The 12,134-nt window shown below is 44.0% G+C and carries 12 protein-coding genes and 1 riboswitch; of the genes, 9 read left to right on the top strand and 3 right to left on the bottom strand.

The window, feature by feature from the left end:
- Nucleotides 1-14 precede the first annotated feature (14 nt).
- Together arsC and CSV63_RS08915 are read left to right on the top strand one after the other, a co-directional pair.
- Complete coding sequence (gene arsC, locus CSV63_RS08920; protein WP_099695525.1) at nucleotides 15-434, top strand: arsenate reductase (thioredoxin); 420 nt, start codon at nucleotides 15-17, stop codon at nucleotides 432-434.
- 131 nt (nucleotides 435-565) lie between these two features.
- The gene (locus CSV63_RS08915; protein WP_099695524.1) at nucleotides 566-1,075 is read left to right on the top strand and encodes a YfiT family bacillithiol transferase; all 510 of its coding nucleotides are present in this window, start codon (nucleotides 566-568) and stop codon (nucleotides 1,073-1,075) included.
- A 60-nt stretch (nucleotides 1,076-1,135) separates the two neighbouring features.
- Here the strand turns inward: CSV63_RS08915 and CSV63_RS08910 are convergent, their stop codons facing one another.
- On the bottom strand, nucleotides 1,136-1,558 hold the full coding sequence (locus CSV63_RS08910; RefSeq protein ID WP_099695523.1) for a hypothetical protein: 423 nt from the start codon (nucleotides 1,556-1,558) through the stop codon (nucleotides 1,136-1,138).
- A 107-nt stretch (nucleotides 1,559-1,665) separates the two neighbouring features.
- On the opposite strand from CSV63_RS08910, the gene CSV63_RS08905 reads away from it, so the two are divergent.
- A complete protein-coding gene (locus CSV63_RS08905) occupies nucleotides 1,666-2,421 on the top strand; it encodes a TcaA NTF2-like domain-containing protein (RefSeq protein ID WP_099695522.1) in 756 nt (251 codons plus the stop codon).
- 445 nt (nucleotides 2,422-2,866) lie between these two features.
- A complete protein-coding gene (locus CSV63_RS08900; protein ID WP_099695521.1) occupies nucleotides 2,867-3,193 on the top strand; it encodes a YnfA family protein in 327 nt (108 codons plus the stop codon).
- Between the two features lie 180 nt (nucleotides 3,194-3,373).
- On the opposite strand, the gene CSV63_RS08895 is transcribed toward CSV63_RS08900, so the two are convergent.
- Complete coding sequence (locus CSV63_RS08895; RefSeq protein WP_099695520.1) at nucleotides 3,374-4,207, bottom strand: cytochrome c oxidase assembly protein; 834 nt, start codon at nucleotides 4,205-4,207, stop codon at nucleotides 3,374-3,376.
- The gene (locus tag CSV63_RS08890; RefSeq protein WP_099695519.1) at nucleotides 4,197-4,700 is read right to left on the bottom strand and encodes a DUF2243 domain-containing protein; all 504 of its coding nucleotides are present in this window, start codon (nucleotides 4,698-4,700) and stop codon (nucleotides 4,197-4,199) included. Before CSV63_RS08890 ends, CSV63_RS08895 begins: the two co-directional genes overlap by 11 nt.
- Before the next feature lie 511 nt (nucleotides 4,701-5,211).
- Between CSV63_RS08890 and CSV63_RS08885 the strand changes: the two genes are divergently transcribed.
- From CSV63_RS08885 to CSV63_RS08865, 5 genes are all read left to right on the top strand, one after another.
- Nucleotides 5,212-6,333, top strand: coding sequence for a glycerate kinase (locus CSV63_RS08885; protein ID WP_099695518.1), 1,122 nt, complete (start codon nucleotides 5,212-5,214; stop codon nucleotides 6,331-6,333).
- Nucleotides 6,334-6,404: 71 nt separating this feature from the next.
- The gene (locus CSV63_RS08880; RefSeq protein ID WP_099695517.1) at nucleotides 6,405-7,826 is read left to right on the top strand and encodes an alanine/glycine:cation symporter family protein; all 1,422 of its coding nucleotides are present in this window, start codon (nucleotides 6,405-6,407) and stop codon (nucleotides 7,824-7,826) included.
- Nucleotides 7,827-8,077: 251 nt separating this feature from the next.
- Nucleotides 8,078-8,252, top strand: a riboswitch (cobalamin riboswitch).
- A 159-nt stretch (nucleotides 8,253-8,411) separates the two neighbouring features.
- Complete coding sequence (locus tag CSV63_RS08875) at nucleotides 8,412-10,634, top strand: ribonucleoside-diphosphate reductase subunit alpha (protein ID WP_099695516.1); 2,223 nt, start codon at nucleotides 8,412-8,414, stop codon at nucleotides 10,632-10,634.
- On the top strand, nucleotides 10,622-11,059 hold the full coding sequence (locus tag CSV63_RS08870) for a flavodoxin (RefSeq protein ID WP_099695515.1): 438 nt from the start codon (nucleotides 10,622-10,624) through the stop codon (nucleotides 11,057-11,059). The genes CSV63_RS08875 and CSV63_RS08870 overlap by 13 nt, the downstream gene beginning before the upstream one ends.
- Complete coding sequence (locus tag CSV63_RS08865; RefSeq protein WP_099695514.1) at nucleotides 11,038-12,075, top strand: ribonucleotide-diphosphate reductase subunit beta; 1,038 nt, start codon at nucleotides 11,038-11,040, stop codon at nucleotides 12,073-12,075. The genes CSV63_RS08870 and CSV63_RS08865 overlap by 22 nt, the downstream gene beginning before the upstream one ends.
- The last annotated feature ends 59 nt before the right edge of the window (nucleotides 12,076-12,134 follow it).

Below are 12,134 nucleotides of genomic sequence, written 5' to 3'. Positions count from 1 at the left end.
AAGGAGATTTCATTATGTCGAAAAAAACACTTTATTTCTTATGTACAGGCAATTCATGCCGTAGCCAAATGGCAGAAGGGTGGGGCAAAAAGTATCTAGGAGAAGAATGGCAAGTCCTTAGTGCGGGAGTTGAAGCGCATGGCGTGAATCCAAATGCAGTAAAAGCTATGAATGAAGTTGGCATCGACATTTCGAATCAAACTTCGGATATCATTGATCCGCAAATCTTAAACAATGCAGATGTTGTCATCACTCTTTGTGGGGATGCCGCCGACAAGTGTCCGATGTCACCGCCTCATGTAAAACGTGATCATTGGGGATTTGATGATCCTGCAAAAGCAGAAGGAGCAGATGAAGAAAAATGGGAATTCTTCCAGCGTGTACGCGATGAAATAGGCGCAAGGATTGCACATTTCTCTAAAACAGGTCAATAAATATAAGACGCTGTAGATGCCTATCGAGGCTATCTATTGACATGTGAAGCGTTTCTTTTATATATTTTTGTATAAATAGAATAATTAGATAGTTTATGGGATAATGAAGGCAATGAAGAGGGGGTTTTGTAATGGATAATCAATTTCCGATCGGAGAATTACACGTTCCTGAACAGGTGACGTTGGAAGATATTCAAAAGTGGTTACAAGAAATTGAAGCATATACTACCCGATTGAGGGGAACTGTAGATTCATTGAATGACGAAGAGCTAACTAAAACGTATCGCGAAGGTGCATGGACAGTTCGTCAATTGGTACACCATATTGCAGACTCGCAGTTGACTATGTATCAGCGATTAAAGCTTGCGTTAACAGACGACAATCCAACAGTACCCGCTTTTGATCAAGAGAAATGGGCTGTACTGCCTGATAATGAGCTACCAGTTGAGCCTTCTATTAAGATGCTTGAAGGGATCAATGAGCGTATTGTAGCGTTAGGCAATAGTCTGACGGAAGAGCAGCTGCAACGAACATTCACTCATGAAGTAAGCGGCGAGATTGCCGTAGCGACAAAAGTAGCGAAGCTGGCTTGGCATGAAGCGCATCATTTAGCGCATATTGAGATCGCTTTGGCGAAATAAGTACGTAGTCTAACGTACGGACCCTGCCACTTCTTCATTTGAGGAAGCGGCGGGGTTTTATTAATGTCCTTGGGTATCTCTTGAGCGCTTGATTGCACGAACCAATGCCAATTCTGACTGGTGATTGGCATAATCAACCAACTGTGGCACGCGAAATAGATCAAGCAATAGCCAAAGGTACGGAATGAGTGGAAGAATGATAAAGTGCGGATGCATGAGTAAAAATAAGATGTAATCGAACATCATTTGATTGATATATGCATCCCTGATGAAATAGATGATTACACCATTTAGTAATAACGTATAAATTGCACCGAAAATCGCATATGGCGTAATACCGAGATAAAATCTGTGAAGAAAGTAATTGCCGAAGAAAATCAGAAGTACATACGTAAGGGCATTTGTTTTCTTACGATTATTGTATTCATACTGTAATTGCATTACTTCTTCGTGTGTCATGCCTTTCTTACTGATGTAGTCCATTATACCGTCATCTCCCATAGTTCTTTATGTTATTTAAACCACTATATCATAAATTTCTCTGGTATAATGAGACTAATTGGGGATTGTGAGAAAGGTGGCATAAATATATGAAATGTACAAGATGTGGCCGTCATTTGCAGCCTAAACATGAAGACTGTCCGAATTGTGGCGAGCCGATTGTCTATAAATTAGATAAAAGTCATAATGTAGCGAAGATGCTTTATTTCGCAGTGTTGACGATTGGTGCCTTAGTAGCCGTAGTTGTTATACTATACAGTGATCAAGATTTTGCGATGAAAAAAAAGAGTGTAAAACAGGCGACAGAATCTGTCTTAGGTGGATCAACAACTAATTCAGATTACGATGATGAGTGGGTGGAAGAAGAATACGAACTGGTGGCTGATGATCCGGGGGAGACATCTGAAAGTGTATTCGTACAATCTGATCCGGTTATAGGGAATACGCAAGAATATGAGGTTGATGAACCGTTACCGATGCTTGAGCTAGTGGATGAATTCTATCAAGACTATCGCTTGATGTATAGTGAGTCATTGAACAATCTGGACTTCAGTATAGTAGCATCACTTTTAACTCCAAATAGTTCTGCGTACAATGAGATGTTTAAGTACATAGATGATATTAAAAACTCAGGATACTATTTCAACTTCTATGATAACGAAATATTGGACTATTACAGGGAAAAAGGGATGCTGTATTTAAAAACATATGAAGCATTCGATTTAATTGATCAGAACGGAACAGTAACTTCTCATCAGCGGAATAAAACCTATGCAATAGTTTTGAATTACAATAATGTGCCTGTTCAAATAGATGCAATCGAGATTACAAATTATTATCGATAAACCATATATGATTTTAAGCAAGTTGTCTTTATAAAGTACAGACTTATTGAGTATTGGGAAGTTTTTTTACATTTATCTCCTTCTAACATTTAATAAACCACTCAATGCGTAGAAAATAGTAAATTATTGAATTGACACTGTTGTTTTGGTTCTTTATGTTTTGATTTATACTACTTTACGGACCTTTTCCTATCTATGAAGAGGTTCTTTTACTGTAGATCCGCAATCATTAAAAGCTGAATCTTTCATTTTAATTAACTCCACACCAAGTCATCTGTTCAAAATATAAACAACCTCATTCTTAATTATCAGAATTATGATATAGTGAGTACTAGTTTTTAAGAAAAAATCTTAGGTACGTTACCCAATTGGTGTGTACATATTACATGGCTAGGAGCAGTAGTTCGGGCTAGATGATCCGAAGTGAGTAAATGGAGGTTTACTAATGGTGAAAGTGGTAGTGATATTTCTTCTAGCCGCCTTAGCGGAAATCGGTGGAGGTTATTTAATTTGGCAATGGTTGCGCGAAGGGAAATCCGCGATATTCGGATTATTCGGTGGCATTGCCTTAATTTTATATGGCGTAGTGGTCACATTTCAGACCTTTCCAACCTTTGGCAGAGTCTATGCGGCATATGGAGGCGTGTTTGTCTTCCTATCTGTATTATGGGGATGGGGAATTGATAAAAAAACTCCTGATTTGTACGATTTCCTAGGGGCCGGTATTTGCCTAATTGGTGTGTCCGTCATATTGTTTGCACCTAGATCGTAATAGTGATTGGCGTATGGAAAATATTCGCTTCATTCCAAGTGAAGGCCTACAGTCTATAGGGGGAGAACATGACGCAAAATGAAATGTTCACTATCGGCAAGCTATGTGCCGTTGCCCAAAAGACCATTGTGACAGGAACACCGGACTAATGAATTGAATAGTACATACAAAACGCACCCATTAACCAGCGGGTGCGTTTTGCGTCGTTTCATTCGAATACACATAGCCGTCGGTAGTGGACGGAATGTGGGTCTGTTGACGTTTGGCCGAGTGATACCAATTTCTAAACAACAAGATGATCAACACGAGATCCACCGCATCGCCTCCGTAATACATCAGCATAGCTCCTGCGCGTGCCTGTTCAATGGGTACACCGGCAGGCGGATAGGCGTAGAGGAATTTTGATAGGATTCCATGTCCCGCCAGAGCTGCAATAAAGACTACAGTGCGGAATCGGTAACTATAGCGGCGAGATACGGGATCGATGTATAAAAGCGAAATGGTAAATAGATATCCCGCAACGAACACATGCATATGGATCAAGACATGGAGCCAAAGATGGTGGTGCATGGCCGCAAACAAGCCTGTCGTGTATAACAACCACAGTCCGCCGATATTTAAAATAGAGGCAGTGATGGGATGTGTATAGAACCCCGCGAGTGGGCTTTTTAGCAAGTGGCTTACCTTTCGGGCCTGTCGAACGGGTAGTGTCCGGAGCAATAATGTCATGGGAGCAGCGAGCGCCAACAGAAGAGGTCCATGCATGCCGAGTAAGAGATGTCCCGCCATATGCCATGTAAAGAAATCATGTGACAGTTCCGCAAGCGGTCCGACAACAGCACTCGCTGAGGCAAGTACACCCGCTACCCACAACACGATCCGTCTTCGCGGCCACTTACGTAAACGGCTTTGCCGATTGGAATGAAAGACAGCGACCCCGTAGAATAGGATGGCGAGCAACGCAAGCATCCCAAATAGCCAATCGGTTGTACTGATATAGAAATCATGTGGCATGAAGCACCAGCTTTTCCGCCGAGCGTGCATTCTGTCGCGCTGACTTGATAAGCAACAGGCCGGCCACAATCATCACAATCGCAGAACCGTTCCAAACGACGTCATACGGAACGATGTCTACATGATAACGAATCTGATGAATACGCATGACCTTGTGTTGAATGGTTCCGTCATATAATTGGAACGCTCCGCCCCCGAGTAACTTGCCACCCCAGAACATCTTATGCCATAACGCATTCCTCCTACGCAAATCCGCCACCAAATACAATCCACCGACCGTCGCAAACCAGCTAAACGCATGAAATAAACCATCCGACACTAATCCGATCGCCACTGTAGATTTATCATAGAACTTGTGCCAATGTAGCAGCTGATGGAATAATGTCTCGTCCAAAAACGCCACAAACCCGAGTCCGAATAATATACCCGCCCATAGATTTCTCTTCTGATAACTTTTTCGGTTCGTCCAGTTTTTCCCTTGCAACACAGCCATCTAGTACTCGCTCCTTTCCTTTTATACGCAGTGTTCCCTAAAAATGCGGCATTTAAAACATGTTGCGTGTCTAGTCGAGCGGATGGATAGACTCCTAGAGCGCTCTGTCTCGAAGTATGATCGGATATCCGTAGACATTGAGCGGATACCCGGTCGTATAGAGCGTTCTACCAGGAACTATGATCGGATGCGTGTCTTGATAGAGCGGATGGACGAGCGCATAGAGCGCACTCCGCTGAATCCCGTATCCCCGTAGACATTGAGCGGATCTCCATTCATATAGAGCGCTTCACCACAAACTATGAGCGGCTACGCGCCTCGATAGAGCGGATAAACGAACGCATAGAGCGCTCTACCCTGAATTATGATCGGATACCCGTAAACATTGAGCGGACACACATCCACATCCACATCTCACAGCCTTCATTATAAAAATATAGTAGCCATCCAATAATTTGTGGTAACTTTTCCCGCGTAATCTGCTAGAATACGAATAAAGGGAGTGAGAGCCGTGAAAATTGTCATTGCGCCTGATGCATTTAAGGGAAGCTTGCATGCAGAAGAAGCGGCCGACGCTATATATAGTGGCGTGAAAAAAGTATATCCGCACGCAGAAGTCGTCCGTTTACCGGTTGCGGATGGTGGTGAGGGTACGCTGTCTGTCCTCATGTCGTCAACTGGGGGAACGTTGCGAACCGTGTCTGTGCAAGATCCGCTTGGTCGTGCAATCGATGCGCACTTTGGCGTGCTTGGCGACGGCGAGACAGCGGTCATTGAAATGGCACAAGCGTCCGGTTTGTTGTTGCTTGAGGATCATGAACTCGATCCAATGAAAGCGTCAACATTCGGCACAGGGCAATTAATTCGTCATGCGTTTGATGCGGGTTACAGGAAAATGATTATTGGACTTGGCGGGAGCGCAACGAATGACGGGGGAACAGGTTTGCTCGAAGCACTAGGCGTTCGATTTTTAGCCGATGAACAGTTAGTGCAGATGAATGGCTCCACGTTGTCTTTGATCAATGAAATTGATATCTCGCAACTGGATAAACGTTTGTTGGAAACGGACATTCGCATTGCGTCCGACGTGGACAATCCATTTGTCGGTGAGCGGGGTGCGTCATTTGTTTTCGGCCCACAAAAAGGGGCGGACGCGGAGATGGTTCTGCGTCTGGATGAAGGATTACGTCATCTGGCTGATATGACGGAAAGGCAGACAGGCGTGCGATTGCATGAGCTGCGCGGTGCGGGAGCGGCTGGGGGAAGTGCAGGGGCATTACTTGCGTATTGTGGCGCTTATCTTGAAAGTGGAATTGATGTCGTGCTCGAAGCGATGGAGTTCGCTAAGCATCTATCTTCAGCAGATTTGATAGTCACAGGGGAAGGGAAGACAGATCGGCAGACGCTTGCAGGCAAGGCATTAATGGGGATTGCCAAGCTTGCGAGAGTAGAGAATGTTCCGGTCATCGTCATTTCAGGGGCGATTGAAGAAGCAGCGCGTCAGGAACTGCTTGAGTGGTTCACCGAGCTGCATTCATTGGACGATGGAAAGAAGTCGTTAGCTGAATTGATGGCACAAGCAGCAAAGTTATTGGAGAACAAAGCGTCAACCGTCTTGCAGCATAGACAGTAGAAAATAGTTTTTTAATATACTATGCATAGCAAGTAGGCGAGTAGGGTATAGAGTACACAGGAGGTGGTCAGATGTTTCAAGATGCGATCGACTGGCTTGTAGGGCCGGTGAATAATTTTATTTGGACATATGTTTTAATTGGACTTTTATTGGCAGCAGGTTTATATTTCACAATTCGTACGAAATTTGTGCAAGTGCGCTTATTTGGTGAGATGTTCCGCCTGATTGTAGAGAAGAAAGATAGCAATGACGGGGTATCGCCGTTCCAGGCATTCACAATTAGTGCCGCGTCACGTGTAGGAACAGGTAACGTAGCAGGGGTAGCTCTAGCGATCGGTATTGGTGGGCCCGGCGCGGTCTTCTGGATGTGGGTGATCGCTGTAATCGGTATGGCGACAGGATTCATCGAAAGTACATTGGCACAAGTATATAAAGTGAAAGACGGCGACACGTTCCGCGGAGGGCCGGCGTATTATATGCAAAAAGCGCTAGGTTGGCGAAAACTCGGAATTGTCTTCGCTATTTTACTGACTATGTGTTTCGGATTCATATTTAATGCAGTTCAATCTAACACCATCAGTCAGTCATTCACTGACGTATTCGGCATTCCGAACTGGAGTGTCGGGGTTGGCTTAATGCTAGTAACAGGGATGATCGTCTTCGGTGGCGTCAAACGGATTGTAAAAGTAACACAAACCATCGTACCCATCATGGCGACTTTCTATATTTTAGTAGCATTATATATCGTGATTATGAATATTTCAGAAGTTCCAGGCATTATTGTATTGATATTCGAGCATGCTTTCGGAATTAAAGAAGTCATGGGTGGCGGAATCGGGATGGCCATGATGCAAGGTGTACGTCGCGGTCTCTTCTCCAATGAAGCAGGTATGGGTAGTGTGCCAAACGCGGCTGCTACAGCGAATGTATCGCATCCAGCAAAACAAGGATTAGTACAAAGTCTAGGTGTGTTTTTCGATACTATCATCATCTGTTCGGCGACAGCATTCATCATTTTGCTTGGTGGATTGTATCAATCAGGTGAAACAAATGGCATCATCTTGACACAAAACTCCATGGCTGTACAAGTAGGCGCATGGGCACCATACTTCATTGCCGGTGCTATCATGTTCTTCGCCTTCAGTTCCATCATCGGAAACTATTATTATGGCGAAACAAATATTGAATTCATTCATGCTAACATCGTATGGAAACGAATCTATCAAGTTCTCGTACTGGTCATGGTATACTTCGGGGCAATCGCAAAAGTACAAGTTGTATGGGATATGGCCGATCTGTTCATGGGACTAATGGCCATCATTAACTTAGTCGTCATTCTATTACTTGGTAAAGTCGCCTTTAAAGTACTGGATGACTTCACTAAACAACGTAAAGCCGGCAGAAACCCTGTCTTCAAATCGGCCAGCATCCCTGACTTAAAAGGCGCAGAGTGTTGGGAAGAAACAGCTGAGAGAGCGGAAGATCGTTTGTAATTTTACTTCTCACAATATAAAGTTAGGGTTGTAGCGGAAATCCCTTTTCCACATACTCTCTAGTTTCAAACATTTACACAAATCATTTAGTCAAGAAGTAAAAAGTTTGATATACTATAAAATACTGAATAACAAAAATCGAATCGTAGTTCAGAAGAAGGATTCTGGACTCCGGTTCGATTTTTGTTTTGCATGTTTGAACACAACATGTTAGGGTTATATATGAATCAACACACTATATATAGTGTGTAACAGCAAATAGATGAATTGGTACCCACCACGTTTAAAAGGGAATCCGCCACTAACGGAGCTGCCCCCGCAACTGAGGGCACGGACGACTATCTTATTAAACCACTGCTTCGGCGGGAAGGAAAGATGGAAGAATGATGTGCCAGCCAGTAGACCTGCCAGTCATCTCAGCAAAACATTCTTCGGGGTTGGAGAGTGAAAGCACAAAGCAGTCTTATTTCAGTCTGCCTAAAACTTTCCGCGATCTACTAAGCGTCAATTGACGACTCCCGATTGTATTGGGAGTTTTTTTATTTAGTACATAACCGAATTAATTAACTAAAGGGAGCGGATATCATGGCTATTATTCAAGAAACTAAGGGACTTCATCTAGTGTTGGAAAACCTACAAGAAGAATTCGGCAAGAAACAAATGGAGCCATTAATCGAGGCAAGTGAGAAATTCCAAGAGCGCCACCCGGCTAGCACAGCAACTGAATGGACGAACGCGATGGTGCTGGAGTCATTAAGCCGTATTGATGAAGCAAATACGTATTGGACGTTTGTAGCGGCACGTATTTATTTATTCGACGTCTATGCAAAGCAACAAGCATTGCGTGGGGCGGATGCTTATACCGACTTTGCGAAAAATGTAGAACGCTTGGTGGAACAAGGTTTATATACATCCGTTCTAACGGAAAAATACAGCCGGGACGAGCTTCAGGAAATCGGTAAACTACTCGATCCTTCCCGTGACCTATTATTCACATATATCGGTTTGAAAACATTAGTAGACCGATACGTCACCGTAAACTTTAAGAAACAGCCCGTGGAGCTACCGCAAGAGCGCTGGTTGATCATCGCGATGACGCTAATGCAAGACGAAACAGTAGACCGTATTCATAAAGTTGGCGAAGCATACTGGGCGATGAGCAATTTATACATGACGGTAGCGACACCAACATTATCCAACGCAGGCAAGATGCACGGTCAGCTATCCAGTTGCTTTATCGATACAGTGGATGATTCCTTACAAGGAATTTACAACAGCAACACTGATATCGCGAACTTGTCGAAATTCGGTGGCGGTATCGGTGTCTATATGGGGAAAGTTCGTTCTCGCGGTGCATCGATTCGCGGCTTCGAAGGCGCGTCAAGCGGTGTTCTGCCATGGATCAAACAGTTGAACAATACGGCAGTCAGTGTCGATCAACTCGGTCAACGTCAAGGTGCCGTAGCCGTTTATCTCGACGTATGGCATCAAGATATTTTCACTTTCCTCGATCTCAAGCTCAATAACGGCGATGATCGTTTACGTGCACATGATATCTTCACAGGCGTTTGCTTGCCAGACTTGTTTATGGAGAAAGTCGAGTCCCGTGAAGACTGGCATTTATTCGATCCACATGAAGTCCGCACGAAAATGGGCTATTCATTGGAGGACTTCTATGATGAAACTAAAGGACAAGGAACATTCCGCGAGAAGTATGAAGAATGCGTCCGTAATGAAGATCTATCACGAGAGACGGTTCCAGCGATTGAAATCATGAAACGTATTTTGCGTAGCCAGCTCGAGACGGGAACACCATTCATGTTCTATCGTGACGAAGTAAACCGCATGAATCCGAATAAGCATGAAGGAATGATTTATTCTAGTAATTTGTGTTCAGAAATATTACAAAATATGTCAGCAAGTACACATGAATCCGTAACACTAGAAGACGACATGGTCGTTACACGCACGAAGCCAGGCGATTTCGTCGTATGTAATCTATCATCGATTAACCTTGGAAGAGCAGTGACGGCAGATGTGCTAGACCGTTTGATCAAAATTCAAGTGCGTATGCTCGACAACGTCATCGATCAGAACCAAATCCCAGTTGTACAAGCGCAACGCACGAATGCACGCTACCGTGGAATTGGACTCGGCACATTCGGCTGGCACCATTTACTCGCGTTGAAAAACATTCAGTGGGAATCGGACGAAGCGGTGGATTTCGCAGACGAGTTATATGAAAATATCGCATATTTGACAATTAAAGCCTCCATGGAGTTATCAAAAGAAAAAGGCGCATATCCATTATTTGATGGATCAGACTGGCAAACAGGTGAATACTTCGAGCAACGCGAATACGATTCAAATAAATGGCGTGAACTGCGCATGGATGTGGCAATGAACGGTATGCGTAACGGCTATTTAATGGCAGTCGCACCGAACAGTTCGACTTCGGTTATCGCAGGCTCGACAGCATCGATCGATCCAGTATTCAAGCCTTTCTACCATGAAGAGAAGAAAGACTATAAATTACCAGTCATTGCACCGGATTTGGACCACAATACGTATGACATCTACCGTCGTTCAGCGTACATCGTCGATCAGCGTTGGTCGATCAAGCAAAACGCCGCTCGTCAGCAACACATCGATCAGTCGATTTCATTCAATATTTATGTACCAAATTCCATCCGCGCATCGGTTATTTTGGACTTGCACTTGCAGGCATGGAAATCAGGCATGAAAACCACGTACTATATGCGTTCAACTGCAGCGGAGATTGAGGAGTGCGAGTGGTGTCATTCTTAATCGCCTATGCATCCTGGAGTGGCAACACGCAGGAAGTAGCGGAATTGATTACAGAAAGTCTACAAAGTGAAGGCGTCGAAGTCGATACACATCGTATCGGCATCGGCGTCATCCCTGATATTAAAGAATACGACGCATTTTGTATCGGTTCATTCACATGGGAAAAAGGTGCAACACCCGATGAAGTCAAAGATTTCGTAGCGGATGTTGGTTATAAACCTGAGCTCGTCTATGTCTTTGGCACAGGGGATACACAGTTTGGCGGCGATGAATTATTTTGTAAAGCTGCAGATAAGCTAGCGAAATTTTATCATTCACCTATTGAACCATTAAAGATCGAGCAAAGCCCACGTGGCATACAAGAAAAAACCGTTACGAATTGGACGAAAGGAGTGCTCGACCATTGGCGACACTTACAAGAGTAAAAGTATTAAATCCTGCAAACCCGAATAAGGCTACAGCTATTTTCGGTGGGGAAGCAAGCGGCATTCTAAACTGGAACGACCTCGCGCATCCCCATTTCTATACATTACGTCAGCGAATCCGTTCCCTGTTCTGGACAGCGAACGAAGTAGACATGACGCAAGACGTCAAGCAGTTCGCAAGCCTGACGCAAGAAGAACAATCCGCATTCCTAAAAATTATCGGGCTACTTGCGACACTTGACGGTCCACAAACTGTCATCGCGATGAAAATCGCAGACTTCACAACGGATCCTTCCGTCAAGTCAATTCTCGCGACCATTGCAGACCAGGAAAGTGAGCATAACCACAGCTATGCGTACGTACTTTCATCTGTCACGAACTTGGATAAGCAGATGGCAGCCTTCGAAATGGGCCGTACAGACGAAGTATTAATGAAGCGAAATGAACGAATTGTTGAAGTCTACAATGAATTCGCGGAGAACCCGACAATTGAAACAGTTTTAAAAGCAATGGTGTATACGACATTACTAGAAGGCCTATTCTTCTACAGTGGCTTCGCGTTTTTCTATAACTTAGCACGCCATCAAAAAATGGTCGGCACATCCACAATGATTTCGTACATTAACCGTGACGAACTACAGCACGGTAAAGCTATCAGCGATATTTTCCGCGCAGCTTTAGCTGAAAATCCAGAATACAACACAGACGAATTCACGGAATGGATCTATGACCAATTCCGTCACTCCGTCGAGCAAGAAGTTATCTGGAGTCGCTATGTATTAGCGGGGATCGATGGCCTTGAGTTGGATGAGATGGAAGGTTACGTGAAGTATCGCGCGAATAAAATGTTACGCATGCTAGGCTTAAGCGAAATCTATCCAGAGTTCACAGATAATCCAATGAAGTGGATCCGCGCGTACGTCGATAACTTCGACGATACAAAAACGGACTTCTTCGAACAAACGAGCCGTCAATATGTGAAGACTAGTGATTTGAACGGCTTTGATGATTTGTAATAAATAAAGGAAGGGGAATCCGTGACGGGTTCCTCTTTTTTATGTGAGGAGGGGGGTGC

This window comes from Sporosarcina sp. P34 (genome assembly GCF_002743375.1).
Taxonomy (GTDB): Bacteria; Bacillota; Bacilli; order Bacillales_A; family Planococcaceae; genus Sporosarcina.
This window is presented reverse-complemented; position numbering and strand designations above follow the sequence as displayed.

What these genes read in the sequence shown, in the direction of transcription:
- arsC (WP_099695525.1), top strand. Translation starts at nt 15, where the DNA reads ATGTCGAAAAAAACACTTTATTTCTTATGTACAGGCAATTCATGCCGT.
- CSV63_RS08915 (WP_099695524.1), top strand. Translation starts at nt 566, where the DNA reads ATGGATAATCAATTTCCGATCGGAGAATTACACGTTCCTGAACAGGTG.
- CSV63_RS08910 (WP_099695523.1), bottom strand. Translation starts at nt 1,558, where the DNA reads ATGGACTACATCAGTAAGAAAGGCATGACACACGAAGAAGTAATGCAA.
- CSV63_RS08905 (WP_099695522.1), top strand. Translation starts at nt 1,666, where the DNA reads ATGAAATGTACAAGATGTGGCCGTCATTTGCAGCCTAAACATGAAGAC.
- CSV63_RS08900 (WP_099695521.1), top strand. Translation starts at nt 2,867, where the DNA reads ATGGTGAAAGTGGTAGTGATATTTCTTCTAGCCGCCTTAGCGGAAATC.
- CSV63_RS08895 (WP_099695520.1), bottom strand. Translation starts at nt 4,207, where the DNA reads ATGCCACATGATTTCTATATCAGTACAACCGATTGGCTATTTGGGATG.
- CSV63_RS08890 (WP_099695519.1), bottom strand. Translation starts at nt 4,700, where the DNA reads ATGGCTGTGTTGCAAGGGAAAAACTGGACGAACCGAAAAAGTTATCAG.
- CSV63_RS08880 (WP_099695517.1), top strand. Translation starts at nt 6,405, where the DNA reads ATGTTTCAAGATGCGATCGACTGGCTTGTAGGGCCGGTGAATAATTTT.
- CSV63_RS08875 (WP_099695516.1), top strand. Translation starts at nt 8,412, where the DNA reads ATGGCTATTATTCAAGAAACTAAGGGACTTCATCTAGTGTTGGAAAAC.